This is a genomic window from Halogranum amylolyticum (assembly GCF_900110465.1).
GTDB lineage: Archaea > Halobacteriota > Halobacteria > Halobacteriales > Haloferacaceae > Halogranum > Halogranum amylolyticum.
The window spans coordinates 64,462-80,012 of sequence record NZ_FODV01000001.1 but is presented as its reverse complement, the minus strand read 5'-3'; the positions used below and the strand labels follow the sequence as shown (position 1 = coordinate 80,012).

The 15,551-nt window shown below is 54.9% G+C and carries 16 protein-coding genes; 8 read left to right on the top strand and 8 right to left on the bottom strand.

The features are described from left to right. Window positions 1-218: 218 nt before the first annotated feature. Entirely contained in the window at window positions 219-488 is a 270-nt protein-coding gene (locus tag BSG17_RS00350) for a helix-turn-helix transcriptional regulator (RefSeq protein ID WP_089820490.1), read from the top strand. Window positions 489-553: 65 nt separating this feature from the next. Here BSG17_RS00350 and BSG17_RS00345 read toward each other — a convergent pair whose 3' ends face one another. Genes BSG17_RS00345 through BSG17_RS00330 form a run of 4 tightly spaced genes read right to left on the bottom strand, consistent with a single transcriptional unit; the run spans window position 554 to window position 4,381 of the window. Beyond that, window positions 554-1,342: an ABC transporter permease gene (locus BSG17_RS00345; protein WP_089820489.1), complete on the bottom strand. Its 789-nt coding sequence runs from the start codon at window positions 1,340-1,342 to the stop codon at window positions 554-556. Beyond that, entirely contained in the window at window positions 1,339-2,172 is an 834-nt protein-coding gene (locus BSG17_RS00340) for an ABC transporter permease (protein WP_244531452.1), read from the bottom strand. The genes BSG17_RS00345 and BSG17_RS00340 overlap by 4 nt, the downstream gene beginning before the upstream one ends. Window positions 2,173-2,198: 26 nt before the next feature. After that, complete coding sequence (locus tag BSG17_RS00335) at window positions 2,199-3,314, bottom strand: ABC transporter ATP-binding protein (protein WP_244531451.1); 1,116 nt, start codon at window positions 3,312-3,314, stop codon at window positions 2,199-2,201. After that, window positions 3,248-4,381, bottom strand: a complete 1,134-nt coding sequence (locus BSG17_RS00330) for an ABC transporter substrate-binding protein (protein ID WP_089820486.1) — start codon at window positions 4,379-4,381, stop codon at window positions 3,248-3,250. Before BSG17_RS00330 ends, BSG17_RS00335 begins: the two co-directional genes overlap by 67 nt. A gap of 180 nt (window positions 4,382-4,561) precedes the next feature. Here BSG17_RS00330 and BSG17_RS00325 point away from each other — a divergent pair, with 180 nt between their 5' ends. The 5 genes from BSG17_RS00325 to BSG17_RS00305 all read left to right on the top strand — a co-directional run bounded on the left by BSG17_RS00325 (window position 4,562) and on the right by BSG17_RS00305 (window position 9,685). Beyond that, entirely contained in the window at window positions 4,562-5,329 is a 768-nt protein-coding gene (locus tag BSG17_RS00325; protein WP_211609038.1) for an enoyl-CoA hydratase/isomerase family protein, read from the top strand. 2 nt (window positions 5,330-5,331) lie between these two features. Continuing rightward, complete coding sequence (locus tag BSG17_RS00320) at window positions 5,332-7,506, top strand: acetate--CoA ligase family protein (RefSeq protein ID WP_089820484.1); 2,175 nt, start codon at window positions 5,332-5,334, stop codon at window positions 7,504-7,506. Then, window positions 7,499-8,296, top strand: coding sequence for an enoyl-CoA hydratase/isomerase family protein (locus BSG17_RS00315; RefSeq protein ID WP_089820483.1), 798 nt, complete (start codon window positions 7,499-7,501; stop codon window positions 8,294-8,296). The genes BSG17_RS00320 and BSG17_RS00315 overlap by 8 nt, the downstream gene beginning before the upstream one ends. After that, window positions 8,293-9,081 carry a carbon-nitrogen hydrolase family protein gene (locus BSG17_RS00310; protein ID WP_089820482.1) on the top strand — a complete coding sequence of 263 codons (789 nt, stop codon included), beginning with the start codon at window positions 8,293-8,295 and terminating at the stop codon, window positions 9,079-9,081. Before BSG17_RS00315 ends, BSG17_RS00310 begins: the two co-directional genes overlap by 4 nt. Before the next feature lie 100 nt (window positions 9,082-9,181). Then, window positions 9,182-9,685, top strand: a complete 504-nt coding sequence (locus BSG17_RS00305) for an Lrp/AsnC family transcriptional regulator (RefSeq protein ID WP_089820481.1) — start codon at window positions 9,182-9,184, stop codon at window positions 9,683-9,685. A gap of 101 nt (window positions 9,686-9,786) precedes the next feature. On the opposite strand, the gene BSG17_RS00300 is transcribed toward BSG17_RS00305, so the two are convergent. Next, complete coding sequence (locus tag BSG17_RS00300) at window positions 9,787-10,791, bottom strand: asparaginase (protein ID WP_089820480.1); 1,005 nt, start codon at window positions 10,789-10,791, stop codon at window positions 9,787-9,789. A gap of 146 nt (window positions 10,792-10,937) precedes the next feature. On the opposite strand from BSG17_RS00300, the gene BSG17_RS00295 reads away from it, so the two are divergent. Then, the gene (locus tag BSG17_RS00295; RefSeq protein WP_089820479.1) at window positions 10,938-11,837 is read left to right on the top strand and encodes a polysaccharide deacetylase family protein; all 900 of its coding nucleotides are present in this window, start codon (window positions 10,938-10,940) and stop codon (window positions 11,835-11,837) included. Between the two features lie 431 nt (window positions 11,838-12,268). On the opposite strand, the gene BSG17_RS00290 is transcribed toward BSG17_RS00295, so the two are convergent. Continuing rightward, window positions 12,269-12,829: a TATA-box-binding protein gene (locus BSG17_RS00290; RefSeq protein WP_089820478.1), complete on the bottom strand. Its 561-nt coding sequence runs from the start codon at window positions 12,827-12,829 to the stop codon at window positions 12,269-12,271. Between the two features lie 505 nt (window positions 12,830-13,334). Here BSG17_RS00290 and BSG17_RS00285 point away from each other — a divergent pair. After that, window positions 13,335-13,538 (top strand): hypothetical protein, encoded by a 204-nt coding sequence (locus BSG17_RS00285; RefSeq protein ID WP_089820477.1) that lies wholly within the window; start codon window positions 13,335-13,337, stop codon window positions 13,536-13,538. Window positions 13,539-13,580: 42 nt separating this feature from the next. Here the strand turns inward: BSG17_RS00285 and BSG17_RS00280 are convergent, their stop codons facing one another. Together BSG17_RS00280 and BSG17_RS25835 are read right to left on the bottom strand one after the other, a co-directional pair. Then, a complete protein-coding gene (locus BSG17_RS00280; RefSeq protein WP_089820476.1) occupies window positions 13,581-14,168 on the bottom strand; it encodes a methyltransferase family protein in 588 nt (195 codons plus the stop codon). A gap of 42 nt (window positions 14,169-14,210) precedes the next feature. Beyond that, window positions 14,211-14,765: a DUF7344 domain-containing protein gene (locus BSG17_RS25835; RefSeq protein ID WP_139246532.1), complete on the bottom strand. Its 555-nt coding sequence runs from the start codon at window positions 14,763-14,765 to the stop codon at window positions 14,211-14,213. Window positions 14,766-15,551: the final 786 nt, after the last annotated feature.

Below are 15,551 nucleotides of genomic sequence, written 5' to 3'. Positions count from 1 at the left end.
TGCTCTCTTCTGATCCCCATGTCTCTCGAATCGAGTACGACTAGACAGATATAGAATAATTCAATCTACGATGAAATACCATAGCACAGTCACTACTAATCATGGAAAAACTGCTTAATAGCGTTCATATGAATCTACTAAACGCGTTCAAGTATCAACAACTGAGTGCAACGATACGAAGGTATATGCAATAATCGAGATAATATCTTCATCCGCGTATGCATGATTTGACTGGCTTCCAGCGCGACCTCCTCTACGTTGTCGCTGGCTTCGAGAATCCACACGGCCTCGCGATCAAAGAAGAGCTCGAACAGTACTACGAGAAAGAGGTCCACCACGGACGATTGTATCCGAACCTCGACACCCTCGTCGAGAAAGGTCTCGTCGACAAAACTGAGAAAGATAAGCGGACAAATGGCTACCACATCACGAAACGGGGACGCCGTGAACTCACCGCTCGCGAAGAGTGGGAACAGCAGTATCAGTAAGTTAAGTGAGACAAAGGAACGACATCGTTCTCCCGAAGGAAATCCGAAGAGACGTCTCACCGCCCTCACGACGTCGAGAATCGTCGGCTACCTAGGGCGGCGACGACCATGATGAGGATGAGCACGACCGACAGTGCGTTGATTGTCGGGGTCAGTCCAGTCCGAAGCATCGTGTATATCACGACAGGGACTGTACTCGTCTCCGGGGAGATGAGAAACTGAGTCGCGGTGAACTCTCCGAATGAGACGACGAACGCGATGAACCCACCAGCTAGTATCGCTGGTGAGATAATGGGACCTGTCACCTGTCGGAAAGTAGTAATTGGGTCAGCACCGAGGACGCGCGATGCTCGCTCGAGATCCTGATCGAACGTCACAAGTTCCGACCGGACGAGAAGGAAGACATACGGCAACGAGAGCACCGTATGACCAAGGATGAGTGCTGGATATCCCGATGGGAGGCTAATCGTTCCGAAATAACGAACCAGCGCGATGCCAGTGATGACAGGCGAAATAATCATCGGGAGGAGCATCACTGTTGAGATATGCTCTTTGTAGGGGAACTCACTACGGACGAACCCGAACGCAGCAATGGTTCCGACGATCGATGAGAGTATCGACGAAAAGGTCGCGACGATGAGACTCACAGTCAACGCATCGATGAGTTTCTGGTCGTTGAGCAGTTCTCCGTACCACTTAAGTGATATTCCCTCCTGTGGAATTGCTGGGAAATTCTGCGTAGTGAAGGACGTTAACACCACGATAAGAACGGGCAACAAAAGGAACGCAAAGACGAGCCCAACGGTACCGACCAATCCAGCCCGTCTGATCCTGCTTGAAGACTGAACGCTCATATGTTTCCGAGCACCTCCCGAAGATCGAAGGCGGTGTTGAACACAAGAAGTAACCCGACGAGCAACACCGTGTAGATAATCGCGAGCGCCGATGCGAACTGGATGTTGAAGTTGTCGAGGAACGCCTGTGCGATGACGTTCGCAATCATCGTCTGTTTCGGACCCCCGAGAACCGCCGGCCCAAGGAATGACCCGGCCGCGAGGATGAAGACGATGAGCCCAGCAGCGACAAGTCCCGGAAGACTGAGCGGGAAGATCACTGAGATAATCGTCCGCCAGTTGGTCGCCCCGAGAACGCGTGATGCACTGACGAGTTCACGGTCTATTGCGTTTAACGAGTTATAAATCGGGAGCACAGCGAACGGAAGGTAGACGTTTGCAAGTCCGATGACAACTGCTGGAGTCGTAAACAGAATACTTGGTTCGTAGCCAGTCGCATCCGCTAACGGTCCTGCCGGCGAGAAAAACAACAGAATACCGAAATAGCGCACGATGTAGGCGATCCAAAGTGGGACGATGACTAGCGTCATCGCCATTCGAATTCGGCGGGCCGCGAACGCAAGGTAATACGCGATAAGATACGCCAGCGAAAGCGTCGCCACTGTCGTCATGATGCCGTACAGGAACGAGCGGACAAACGCGTTCACGTAGATTCCCTGCATTGCCCGACTGTACGCTTGGAACGGTGCACTGGTTCCAAGTGCGAGACTCTCAGGAACCAGCAGAAGAATTGGCAAAACAAAAAAGACGCCGACAAAGCCGAGTCCAAGTGCTGCGAGGTGCCGATTTCCGACCCGGCCACCGAGTTGTTCGCCAACGGTTCTCGTCACAGTCCTCAGTCTGCTTTGCCGAGTACTCATAAAACAATCACCCGGCCAGTGTCGAATCGGAGATAGACCGTATCGCCGACCGTCATCTCCGGAAATCGGGATGTGTGTGCCAGAGCCGTCGTTCCGTCATCGAGGGTGACAGTTACTTCCGCACGATTTCCGAGGTTCGCAATGTCTGTGAGCGTCCCGGAAAACTCGTTGTCTGCACCAATCTGTTCTAGTCCAACCTCGATGTCTTCTGGTCGGATAAACACAGAAACTGTTTCTCCATCGGTCAGGTCACTCTCAGTCAACTCAATCGACTTCGTCCCGTTCTGGACGATTGTATGACCATTTTCTTGGGTGACTGTCCCCGTAAACTGGGTTGATTTCCCGACAAACTCGGCGACGAACTCGTTGGCCGGCGACTCGTAGATGCGTTCGGGGGAGTCAATCTGCTGATCGCGGCCGTCATCGAGGACGATGACGGTGTCCGACATCGAGAGTGCATCCTCTTGGTCGTGGGTGACGTACAGCGTCGTCACACCGACCTCTCGTTGGATACGATTGAGCCACCCACGCATTTCCTCACGGAGGACACGGTCAAGTCCCGTGAGTGGCTCATCAAGGAGGAGGATGTCTGGCTCATAGGCGAGTGCTCGGGCTAATGAGACACGCTGTTGTTGTCCACCGGAAAGTTCGCCGGGGACATGATCACCGTGGTCGGGCATATCGACGAGTTCGAGCGACTCTTCGACGCGCTCTTGCACGTCAGCTTTCTCGTATCCGTGCATCTTCAGTCCGTACGCGATATTCTCGCGGACGGTCATATGGGGAAACAGCGCCGTCGACTGGAAGGCCATCCCGATGTTTCGCTTCTCTGGCGGGAGGTCTGTTACGTCCGTGCCGCGTAGGTGGATACTTCCATCCGTCGGCTCTACGAGCCCCGCAATCGAGTGGAGCGTCGTCGACTTCCCACAGCCAGATGGCCCAAGCAGGGTGACGAACTCCCCTTCCTCAATCCGGAATGACAGATCCTTGACTGCACAGAGATCGTCGTAGTACTTGGTGAAGTTTTTGACCTCTAACATGTCAACTAATTCTGTTTGATTTTGTCGAGACGCTGTGTCCACGCGTCCTGTTTCTCCAAGAGCGCACCCCAATCCCGGAACGCCAGATCCTCCGCGGGTGCGTAGTCCGGTAACTGTTTCATCTTCTTCGGCGGGTTCTTCACCTGAACCGTGTAGTTCATTTTATCAGAGAGGGTTAGCAACTGCTCGCGTTGGTACGTGTGGTTCAAGAGCTCGTGAGCGGTCGCCGTGTTCTTCGACCCCTTCACGATCGCAAGGTTGTCCGACCACCCCATCGCTCCCTCGTTTGGAACAACGTATTTAATATGATCGTAGCCACCTTCCCCGTGAAGTGCGAGCACTCGCCCGCCCCATGCTTCACAAATCCACGCGTTTTCCTGGCGGAGATACCGAATCGAGGTCGCCCCATCTGACCAGTAGGCGAAGACATTCTTATTCTGCTCTTCGGCCTCTGTGAACATCTTCTCTTTTTTTGACTCACTACCCGGCACCTCGTTGATATTGACCCCGGCTGCAGCCGCACAGTTTGCCAACCGGTCCATGGTCCGGTCGATAAGCGAGACTTTCCCCTCGTACTCGGGGTTCTTGACCGCCTCCCAGGAGGTCAATTCCTTGTTGATTTTCTCACTGTTGTAGGCATATCCCGTCGCCCCGTTCTCGCGAATCAATCCCATTGTCTTGTCGCCGTCAACGTTGAACGAGAGCGTCCGGGCCGACTCCTTGATGTTCTTCTCGTAGTTGGGTATCTTCGAGAGATCGATAGGCTCGATAACGTCTTCCTGTTTGGCTCGTGCCATTCCGGTGTCGTTCAGTGCGACAACGTCGAACGAACCTGGGTTCTGCTTGATCAGCGAGATCATCTCGGTTGTCCCGCTGGCAGACGTCCCCTTCACCGCGGTCCCGGAGTTCTCGCTCCAACTTTCGAAGACGGACATCTGTGCCTTCTGCGTGTTCCCGCCGAATCCGAGGAAACGGAGGGGGCCGCTGCCCCCACTCCCGCCACTGCCACTACTACTTCCGTTCTCACTCCCGCCCGAATTTGAACCGCCACCACCGGTACAACCCGCTAATGCAGTCACAGCGCCAGCGCCTGTTGCGGTAAGGAACGCACGACGACCGTGTTGTGCTTCGTTTGGCATAACCGTGCGTGTGTTACACATACTCTTATAATAATCTATCCCAAAATTTCACCCGCCATTTGTAATCTCTCTAGATTCAGTGCCTAGTATTAGGAATTGGCCAAAGTTTATGTGGGTTCGTCGGGAGGAGATAGACACTGCACGACTATGACAACCACAGACACGCTAGGGGTCGATTCTGTGTGCTACAAAACGGAGGGGAAAGTCGCTCGTATCCGACTCAACCGACCGGATCGACTCAATGCCGTAACTGACGAGTTATACGAGGGAATTAAAAACGGCCTCAAGCGAGCCGAATCAGATGACACCCGCGTCGTTGTTCTCGAAGGAGAAGGACGGGCCTTCTGTGTTGGTGCTGACCTGAAGAACCACGACGAAGAAGAGCGGACAGCGAAAGAACGTCGCGAGTACGTCTGGAACGCACAGCGTGCGTGTAAGGCAGTTCAGACTCACCCGATGCCAATCGTCGCGAAAGTTCAGGGGTACGCTATCGGTGCGGGTGCAGAACTCGCGTTGAGTGCTGACTTCATCCTCATGGCGAGAGACGCCGAGATGCGATTTCCGGAGGTGAGCATCGGGACTTACATTGGTGGTGGCGTCACCTACACCCTTTCTGAGCGCGTCGGTCAGGCACGCGCAAAAGAGATAATTCTGGCTGCCGAGTCGCTAACGGGAGCGGAGGCAGCTGACGAAGGCGTCGTCACCGAGGCTGTTCCCGAATCAGAACTCAACGAGGCAGTCTCGGAACTTGTCGACGATGTGGCCAGCAATGCGCCGATTCCGCTCCGATTCGCCAAAGAGCAGTTCAGTCGTGTTACGCAAGGGACACGGCAGGACATGCTGACGGCCGAAGCCGAGGCCCTGCTTGCCTGTATGGGAACCGACGACTGGCAGGAGGGTATCGACGCCTTCACCGACGACCGTGAACCGCAGTTCGTGGGGGAGTGAGTATGTCGACTCCGACAACCGATATCGACCGGATTCTCTCTCCCGACTCGGTCGCAATCGTCGGTGCATCGACGGACAAGACAAAACGTGGCCACCAAGCAATCGTGACCCTCCAAGAGGGGGGATACGACGGCAATATCTATCCGGTCAACCCGAGTGCTGACGAGATCCGTGGACTCGAGGTCTATCCGACGGTGTCGGCGATCCCAGCACAGGTCGATCTGGCACTCATCGTTACGCCTGCGCAGATCGTCCCGCAAGTGCTCGAAGACTGTGGGGAGACCGATCTCGCAGGGGCGGTCGTAGTCGCGGTCGGATTCGGGGAGACCGGAACAGATGGTGAGAAACTCGAAGAAGAGATCGTCTCGACCGCACACGAACAGGGAATTCGACTCATCGGTCCCAACACGTCCGGAATGATCAATGTTCACGAGCGGTTGAACCTTGTAGGGACGGACACTGTCCCAGAAGGAGGACTTGCACTCCTCTGTCAGAGCGGGAATATGGCCATCTCGCTCTTCACCGAAGCCGCGACCCGTGACGAAGTCGGGTATAGCTACTATGTAGGCGTCGGTAACGAGGCCGACCTGAAGTTCCACGAGTATCTACCCTTCTTCGATGCGGACCCCGAAACCGATGCGGTCGTCTGTTACATCGAGGGGATGAGCGACGGTCGGTCGTTCCTGCAGGCCGCCAGAGAGGTGACGCCTGAGACGCCGATCATCGCCCTCAAAAGCGGCCGATCGGACGTCGGAAAACGGTCTGCTTCCTCACACACCGGATCGCTTGCAGGCGATAGTGCAGTTGCGGACGCGGTGTTCGAACAGGCCGGTATCGTCAGCGTCGACCGCTCGGACGAGTTGCTCGCAGTCTCGAACTCGCTTGCTTCCCTTCCAGCGGTCGACGGCCCGAACGTTGCCATCTTGGCGGATGGGGGTGGACACGCGACGCTCGCAGCGGATGCCCTCACTGAACGAGGGCTGTCGGTCCCACCACTTACGGATGCGACCAAAGACGCACTGCGAGAGATTCTCCCCGACGCAGCGAGTGTGGTCAACCCCGTCGATGTTGCGGGCGGTACCGACGAGGACCAGCAGGTTTTCGTCGAATGTGCAGAGGCGATTCTCGCGGACCAAAACGTCGACGTCCTCCTCTTGTCGGGGCTGTTCGGTGGCTACGGAATCCGATTCGCCGAGCAGTACACCGAAGTCGAAATTGACGCGGCTGCCCAACTCGGTGAACTCGTCACAGAACACGAGACGCCCATCGTGGTACAGAGTGCATACGAGGGATTCAACCCCGAACCACACGCCGTGCTTCGGGAGGCAGAGATTCCCGTTGTCGAATCACTCGACGTCGCGGCCGCATCCGTCTCGGCGCTCGTGACGTATGGGAAGCACCGTCGAACTGCCGACGCAAAGAGTGACTTCGAACTTCCGGAGCGTCCCGCCACCACAACCTCCGGACGAACCACACAGCTCTCGGAGTTCGCCGCAAAACGCGCACTCGAAGCAGAGTCGCTGCCAGTGACTCCCTTCGAACTGGCGACGACACCCGAGGAAGCGCATGATGCGGCGTCGGCGTTCGACGGTTCGGTTGCCATGAAGATTGTTTCGCCGGATATCGTCCACAAATCTGACGCGGGTGGTGTTGCACTCAACGTCGACGGAACTGCGGTCGAACAGACGTACAACGAACTCATCAAGGCCGCCAGTGCGTACGACCCGGATGCGAATATCGAAGGTGTCCTCGTTTCACCAATGCGGGAGGACGCCGTTGAGCTCATCGTCGGCGTCGTCGACGACGAGCAGTTCGGGCCAGTCGTCATGGTGGGCCTTGGTGGCGTCTTCGTCGAGGTTCTCGAAGACGTCGCGTTTCGGGCGCTCCCCCTGACGGAAGCCGACGCTCGCGCGATGCTCAACGATATCGACGCGCAGGAACTCCTCGACGGGGCACGTGGAAACCCGTCCGTCGACCGTGATGCCGTCGTCGACCTCCTGTGTTCCGTCTCGACGTTCGTCGAGGAGAATCAGAACATCGCCGAACTAGATTTGAATCCGGTGTTTGCCACCAGCGAGGGTGTTGAAATCGTCGACGCGTCGATCTCGATGGTCGGAGAGAGTACGCTAGCCCACGGTGAAGGTGCCGAGATACTTCAGGAGGAAAGCGATGATTAAACTCGACGCCCCGTTGACGGTCGAAGAAGCCGACGAGCACGTCGCAGTCGTTCGCTACGACCGTCCAAACTCGATGAACGCGTACAACGAGCCGTTACTCCGCGGCGCAGTGGATGCGCTCGAGCGGCTTGACGAACGGGACGACGTCTATGCGATCGTCCTCACTGGCAAGGGAGATGCGTTCTGTGCGGGCGTCGACCTGACAGACATGCCGTTGACTCCTGAAATGGACTTTGCAGAGTACGAGGACGGTCTCGGGCTCTTCCAGAACGTCGTGCGGACACTACGACACATCGAGACGCCAGTCATCGCAGCCGTGAACGGCTACGCACTGGGTGCAGGATGTGACACCGCACTCGCGTGTGACTTCCGAATCGTCAGCGACGAGGGGGTCATCGGCGAGACGTTCATTGACGTCGGATTCGTTCCCGGTGACGGTGGTGCTTTTCTTCTCCCCCGACTCATCGGAGAGGCACGAGCCAAGGAGCTCATCTTCACCGGGCGGAAACTCGCTGGGGAAGAAATCGTTGAGTGGGATCTCGCTCGCGAACAAGTGCCGGCAGACGAGTTGTTAGATGCGTCCGTCGACTTCGCTACACAACTTGCTGGCCGACCCCCGATTGCACTGGGCGAGAGCAAGCGCCTCGTCAACGAGAGCTTCGACGTCGATCTCGAGCGTGCGCTCACCGATGCAACGCGTGCACAACGCCGCTGTTCGCAAACGTACGACCACGAAGAAGCAGTCGAAGCGTTCACCGAGGACCGTAAACCGGAGTTCGAGGGTCGATGAACCGTTTCACCTGCCGACTGGTGCAGTTCGACTCACGACTTGGGTCGGCAAACGACGACACGCTCGGACGGATGCGTGAAGCGATCGAAACTGCAGACGCTGAATTAGTTGTCTTCCCGGAACTCGCTACGACAGGGTACAATACGTTCGACACCCTCGACTCAATTGTCGAGAGCGTTCCCGGTCGAACGACAGCGAAACTGGGCGACATCGCGCAGGCAAACGATGTCGAGGTCGTGTTCGGTATGCCGGTTGAAGATGACGGCGACATGTTCAACAGCGCAATCTGGCTCGATTCGGACGGTGAGGTCAAGGCTCGTTATAACAAGCGACATCTGTGGGGAGATGAACGTGACGCTTATACGCCGGGGTCAAAGTATCTCGTCGTTGATGCACCATTTGGACGTGTTGGCGTGCAAATCTGTTACGATCTAGCGTTTGCCGAAGCGAGTGCTGCGCTCGCACAAGCGAACTGTGACGTCTTCGTAAACATCTCTGCGTGGTCGTTCCGGATGGAGCGAGATTGGGACACCCTCCTGCCGGCGAGAGCAATCGAGCAAGGAGCGTACGTCCTCGGCTGTAACCGGGCAGGAACTGAACCGAGTGGGTCGTTTTGCGGCCGGAGCACTGTCATCGAACCGGATGGCACTCGTATCGTCGAGATGGGTGACTCACCAGGCTATGTCGACGTGACACTGGACCCCGGTGTCGTCGAGACTGAACGCGCACGGAATCCAATCCGTAAAGACCGACCAGAAACGACTGCCGAGTTCGAACTCGTCTGACAAGCCACCACCCAGGCGGTATTGGAATATTCTTGAAAACAAATAGCCAATCTCGGAAATTATGCCAGCAATTATCAACCGAACGACTGAACTACAAAGTATGACAGAAGTAACTCTCGACGAGGTTGACTTCAAGATTCTTCGCCGACTTGACGAACACGGGGACGTTGACGTCGACGAATTGAGTGACGAACTAGGCGTGAGTACGTCGACTATCTACTACCGGATGGAGAAATATCGCGACCAAGGAATTGTTACTGGAAATATCACACAACTCGATCCGCAAAAAGTCGGGCTCGGACTGACCGCGATTACCGAAATCAACGCGACGTACGCCGGGCCAGGATACGAAGAAGTCGCAGAGAAGTTGATGGATCTCTCAGGAGTTCAACGAGTGTTTTTCATGCTTGGTGAGATGTCGTTTTACGTTCTCTCGCGCGTCAAAGACCACGAGCATCTCCAGCGACTGATGGAAGCGATTATCCAGACTGAGGGTATCGAAAACTCGACGACGAATATCGTTCTTCGGACATTCAAAGACGAGAACCGACTGCTCGTCAACTACAACGACGAAGATCTCGAGCGGATTTTCAGTGGGGAGTGAACGTTCTCTAATTCACCCTGTGGAAATAGAGTCCCCTCGGAGGTCATGTTTGAAATCAGCCGTTGCAATCGTGCCTGCATGTCGTGATCACAATCGCGGTCTCACTTTTGCTGTGAATCGTACGTTGAGGCGCCGAAATACCGATCGAGTGATGTTGGAGTCTCAGTCTGCGCGAGAACTAATTGTAGCTTCAACCGTGCCTTATGTGTCGAGAGATCATCACCGTGGCGAGCGCCGTGAGAAGCAAGCGTCTGTCCACCACCAGCAGTCCCATACACTGGCGCTGTCGAGCCAGCATAGCAGCGAGATGTGACAACAACTGGAATCCCCGCATCAATCGCTTGCTCGACGACATTCCCGAGCGACGTGGTCGCATTTCCTAACCCTGTTCCCTCGAGTACGATTCCATCGACGTCTGCTGCGATCGCATCCTCGAGTTGTGCACTGTCGACACCAAGCCCAGATTTGACTGTCCGGACGGTCGCAGGTGCGTCAACATCCTCAAGCTCAAGCGAATCCGAATAGCTCCCCGGTGACCGATACATCCGAATTGTCTCACGAGTGAGGACTGCAATTGGGCCTTTGTCGGGTGAAGAGAACGTATCAAGGGCGTGAGTGTGTCGTTTCGTGACGTCACGGGCCGCATGAAGCTTTTCGTCGAAGGCGATATACACACCACCCGCTGCGAGAAGTCGCTCGTCAGTAAGCAATCGCACTGCCGTCATGAGATTCGACGGTCCGTCGGCGCTCAGTTCATCAGCCGATCGCTGTGCACCCGTGAAAACCACCGGCACGTCACTCTCGAGCGTCAAATCGAGCAGATACGCAGACTCTTCCATCGTATCAGTCCCGTGCGTGACAATGACTCCGTTTACCCCGTTCTCGATTTCCTGACGAATTGCCTCTCGGAGTTCGTCAACTGCTTCGAAATCCATCGTGAAGCTTGGTCGCTGCACAACCTCACGGACCGTCAAATCCGCATACTCATTCAGTTGAGGGATTGCAGACACGAGTTCCTCGCTTCGTTTGCTCGGTGTTGCTCCACTCGCGGTTTGGGTACTTGCGATCGTTCCACCAGTCCCTAAAATCGAGATACTCGGTCGCATCGTTCGATGATCACATTACACTGACAATAGTCTGTGGGAGATGGCAGCGACAGAGAGAGCGAACCACCAATATCTGTCAATACGAGCAAGGATTTCTGGCTCAACTATCGTTATGATTCTGTCGAGAGAAGAACCGTGCACACATCATGAGCAAAATTGACGTGGCAATCGGTGTCGATGCAGACTGTGTCGCTGGATGGCTTGGGTCGTATGGTGGGGCGGACTCTCCTGCAGATCTCTCACGTGGGCTCTCTGCTGGGAAAGAAGGCATCCCTCGATTAGTGCAACTATTCGAGGACCAAGGAATCGACACGTCTTGGTTTATTCCCGGTCATACAATCGAGACGTTCCGCGACGAAGTAGATGCAGTCGCTGCCGGGGGTCACGAAATCGGTGTGCACGGATACTCGCACGAAAACCCGACCGACCTCGCTCGTGAGCAAGAAGACGAAATCATCGAAGCCTCGATCGACCTCATCAAAGACGTCACGGGAGAGAAACCAGTCGGGCACCGCGCCAGCTGGTGGGAATTCAGCGAAAACACACCCGACCTCGTCGAGAAACACGACTTCCTCTATGACAGCAGTCTCATGGAGACCGAATTCGAGCCGACGTGGATGCGAAAGGGGGACTCCTGGAAGAAGATTGAGTACGAACAGGACGCCGAGACCTGGATGGAACCCTACGAGTACGGCGACGAAACCGATATCGTCGAAATTCCGATCAGCTGGTATCGCGACGATATTCCTCCGATGCTGTTCATCAAACAGCCGTTGTACCACGCTGGCTACAAGGATCCTGCAATGATGTACGAGCAGTATTACAAGCGTCAGTTCGACTTCCTGTATAACCGCCGCGGCGCTGGCGTCTACACCTTCACGATTCATCCCGACCTCCATGGACTCCCTCACATGATCTCTCATCTCGAGGAGTTTATCCAATACGTCAAAGGCCACGAGAACGCTGCGTTCAAAACGTTAGAAGAGATTGCTCACAGATTCAAAGACGATCCCTCAGTGTACGAATCAGAAGGCGACTACGTGTAGTCTCACCCAGAGTGACGACCGAAATTTGATTTGCGCTGCGAGGAGCGAGGGCCGGGTTGTTGGCTTCCACTATTTTCGACACTGAGATTCAGTACGAGTGGAACACAGCTGGCCTGTTGTTCGTTTTACTTCTAGACGAGCATGCAGACCGCACTTCTAGAAAAAGCAGGCCGAACAGCTGAGTCGCAGTCTCCACAGGCGTTGCAGGCTTCCGCGACACTCCTCGAGGGCTGGCACTACTGGAAACGATGGTGTGTCTCCCAGTACAACAGTAGAGATGGTCTTCTGTTGTGTTCAGGTCGGACTGTCTTTTGGTGGAAAAACAACATTCGTAGAGACGCTCTTAGCCCGCCGAAATCGAGCGATTTTCACTTAGAATGAGGGGTGTGGCTCCCCCGACAGAGAAGTACGTGTTCTCTGTGGGAGTTCTCTCATCCGAACAAGCCAAGCTCCTCGATCCGCTCGGTCACGACGTCGACAGCCGCCTCCGCATCTGCAACTGCCTTTGCACCAGTGATGACGATCTTCCCAGAGCCAAACAGCAACACGACGACTTTCGGGTCATCAATCCGATAGACGAGCCCGGGGAACTGCTCGGGTTCGTATTCGATGTTTTCGAGGCCAAGGCCAATGGCCAGCGCATTCAGATTGAGCGATGTCCCTAAATCTGCACTCGAGACAATGTTCTGAATCGTCGCCTCCTCTCGGTTTTCAATAGGAATCCCGAGCTCCTCAAGTTCGTCAAAAAGGCTATCGAGTGCACGGGTGACATCGGCAACGCTACTGGCGCCCGTACAGACGATTTTCCCAGAGCGGAAGATCAGATTCGCAGCCTTAGGGGATTGTGTTCGATAAACCAATCCTGGGAAGTTATCGGGATTGTAGTCAGAACCGGCCAAATCGAGCGATAGTGACTCTAAATCCAATTCTTGACCGAGTGCAGTGGAGGCAACGACATTCTGGACCTCAAGAGAATCACGTCCATGTGACATAGAACGTGGTTACGGACACGCGCACTTAGTGATGTTGTGGACATCACCGTTCGAGAACGTATTCTGATTGACATCTTCCCCGCGCTAAAGCACGGGGCTTTCTCCTTGAACTTCCGTAATCGACTTTCCACCCGCCCTTCGAATCCGCCTCCAGAGAGGGGTGGGATGGGATAGGAAGTATCTGACTCACCCCGCCGTCAGCGACATGAGTCTCTTGCTTTCGAGAGCCAGAACAGTCAAGATCTCATCTCAAGCGATTCTAGTCAGGAAAGATGCCAGCGGATTGCCGCTTACCTGCCTTGTGCACTTTGTCCTGACTTGGGCCCCCTCTCAACTGGGGTAGGAGTGTCGCTTCCGACGATGCATCACGGCAAGTGTGAGTGTGACGGTTGTTGCCCACTGATCCCGGCGATGATCGAGCGCATGCCACGTTGTGCGGTCATTAGGCTAGTAATCCGATAACGCGAAGCAAACTTATATGTAAAATCGAGTTGACACTATTACCATGACAAACGAAATTCACATCGCATCGGATACAATCACCGTTGGATCGACACTTCAACATGCAACCTTACGATCCGTTCAGACGGTTACCGAGATCACCGATACGGCAGTTCGGATGACGACTGACGAACACGAGTTCGTCTACCCGCGTGAACAACTCGCACTCGAACTGTCTACCGGGCGATTCGAACTCATCTCTCAGTAACGTCTCACTAAGTCAAGCCGATCCGAATACGGTGCAGGACTATTACCGAAGTAGCTTGCGAATAGTGCGCTCATCGACAAATCGCGGTGTGCACTCACGATACTCGCGATAGTCTTCTCCATATTCGGCACGGAGATGTGGCTCTTCAGCGCGCGGTAAGAGTAGTACCCAGCCGATATGCACGATGGCTAAGAGTGCGACGAAAAGCGAATTCACAAGGACCGCAAATCCAGCAATGCCGACGATCATCCCGAGATACTGTGGGTTCCGACTATAGGCATAGGGCCCCTCAGTGTGCAATGCACCCGTCACTCCCATCGTCTCTGCCGATTGCATCGCGCTCGTTCCCCGAACGAAGATACCAATCCCAATCGCGGTCCAGATGGCTCCGATGATCAACGTCACGGGACGAGGAAGGACCCACGAATTCCAGTCGGTGACAGTAACGACGATCAATGAGAGATTGAACACACCCACGAGCGACCAATGGAGATAGTACGCCCACGATTTCTCACCAGGTGGCCACAGTTGCTTCTCAGTCAAAAGTGTCACAAGTAACATCGCATAGATGCCGGCGGCTGCGAGTAGACCGGCGACAAAGGCTGCACCAGCTAGACTCGGTGAAATCATGACAGCTCTGTCTAGCGTTGTCTGCAGAAAGAGTATTCTCCCTCACTGATGCGGTTGCTTTTCCCCTCGGATCAGCCGTCGCTGTGTGAGGATCTGATACAGTGCCGACCCAGCGATGAGAAGCAACAGCGCCGTTGTGACACTCCCTGCTGAGAGAAAAGTCACAGCGGGACCGCTGACCCACCCCACAAGTTGGACTGTTAGTGCAAGGATCGCCAGCCCCAGGTAGTACTCTCCCCACGAAAACTCTTCATCGGGGACGACTTCGAGGTAGGCGGTTACGTCGTCAGTATATAATGGGCGAACCACCCCAGCGTCTTGGTCGTACTCAAGGAGACCTAGCTGATCCAACTTTGGGAGATGCGTCTGGTGAAGCGCAATATGGACGCTTCGCTGATCATCCTTCGGTGGGGGTGACTCACCCGTCTCGACGCTTGCGACATACGCAGCGAGGTCCTGGACTGAGAGTGGGCCAATATGCGAGTGCAGATGTTCAAGGGCAATCTGCCGTCGCTCACTCGAAAGAGCGTCATAGAGATCTGTGCGCTCAAGTGAGTCAGGAGCAGCTCCAGAGAGAGACTGAAACGGAGATGGCATCTATTCACAGTGTTTTATCACAGAATATGAATGTATTGTCTCTGGAAAAATATGATATTCTTGGATCTTGATCGCGAGCTGATCGCTCAGCGAGCGAGAAGACGTAAGTTACCTCACTCACGAAGCGGGTCTCTCGTGAAACCTGAAACAACGCAAACTAAGCGTTGGTTTGTCACTCTCGTGTTCTTCTCTGTCTCCGAACGCGATGAATACAGTCGGATCTCGCCCGAACCAATACACTTTCATATACAAGGTGGTATATTAAGAGCGCAATCTGTCGATTCGTCCTTTGCCCGGTCGGTATCAGACAGGTTGCGGTGTAACAGTCGATCAGGCGTCTCTCCGAGAGATGGCTGTTCGATATACACCTCTTCGCGGATCAGTTCGTACGCGTGATGGACGTCAATTCAGACACTCGACCGACTCATCAAACGGCAAACTATGTTACTAGTTTCTTCTTGATAGAATATTTATGTGATAGCTGTGTATTGAAAATATGACTCCGAAACGGACGGCGATCGCGGCGGTTTCGCTCGCATTTCTCCTGACCGTTTCGTTGTTCGCTCATTTTGAGGCCTCCGCCACACAGGTCGCCGCAGTGCTCGGTGTCCTCGTGTCGGTGATTGCAGCAACTGCAGTTCTGGTTGTGTATTTCCGACGACAGAATCACCTTTTCCGCCCCAATGCTCGCTGACGCTCACGTTGGAGGAAGGGGCTTGAGCGTGGCACTGCCCTTCTGGCGTCATGGCAGAGGCTCATTCTGGGTCACCGTCCCGCTCTTCAGAG

Excerpts from the sequence above, each read along its gene's own strand:
- BSG17_RS00350 (WP_089820490.1), top strand. The coding sequence starts at position 219 with ATGCATGATTTGACTGGCTTCCAGCGCGACCTCCTCTACGTTGTCGCT.
- BSG17_RS00345 (WP_089820489.1), bottom strand. The coding sequence starts at position 1,342 with ATGAGCGTTCAGTCTTCAAGCAGGATCAGACGGGCTGGATTGGTCGGT.
- BSG17_RS00330 (WP_089820486.1), bottom strand. The coding sequence starts at position 4,381 with ATGCCAAACGAAGCACAACACGGTCGTCGTGCGTTCCTTACCGCAACA.
- BSG17_RS00320 (WP_089820484.1), top strand. The coding sequence starts at position 5,332 with ATGTCGACTCCGACAACCGATATCGACCGGATTCTCTCTCCCGACTCG.
- BSG17_RS00315 (WP_089820483.1), top strand. The coding sequence starts at position 7,499 with ATGATTAAACTCGACGCCCCGTTGACGGTCGAAGAAGCCGACGAGCAC.
- BSG17_RS00310 (WP_089820482.1), top strand. The coding sequence starts at position 8,293 with ATGAACCGTTTCACCTGCCGACTGGTGCAGTTCGACTCACGACTTGGG.
- BSG17_RS00305 (WP_089820481.1), top strand. The coding sequence starts at position 9,182 with ATGACAGAAGTAACTCTCGACGAGGTTGACTTCAAGATTCTTCGCCGA.
- BSG17_RS00300 (WP_089820480.1), bottom strand. The coding sequence starts at position 10,791 with ATGCGACCGAGTATCTCGATTTTAGGGACTGGTGGAACGATCGCAAGT.
- BSG17_RS00295 (WP_089820479.1), top strand. The coding sequence starts at position 10,938 with ATGAGCAAAATTGACGTGGCAATCGGTGTCGATGCAGACTGTGTCGCT.
- BSG17_RS00290 (WP_089820478.1), bottom strand. The coding sequence starts at position 12,829 with ATGTCACATGGACGTGATTCTCTTGAGGTCCAGAATGTCGTTGCCTCC.
- BSG17_RS00285 (WP_089820477.1), top strand. The coding sequence starts at position 13,335 with ATGACAAACGAAATTCACATCGCATCGGATACAATCACCGTTGGATCG.
- BSG17_RS00280 (WP_089820476.1), bottom strand. The coding sequence starts at position 14,168 with ATGATTTCACCGAGTCTAGCTGGTGCAGCCTTTGTCGCCGGTCTACTC.
- BSG17_RS25835 (WP_139246532.1), bottom strand. The coding sequence starts at position 14,765 with ATGCCATCTCCGTTTCAGTCTCTCTCTGGAGCTGCTCCTGACTCACTT.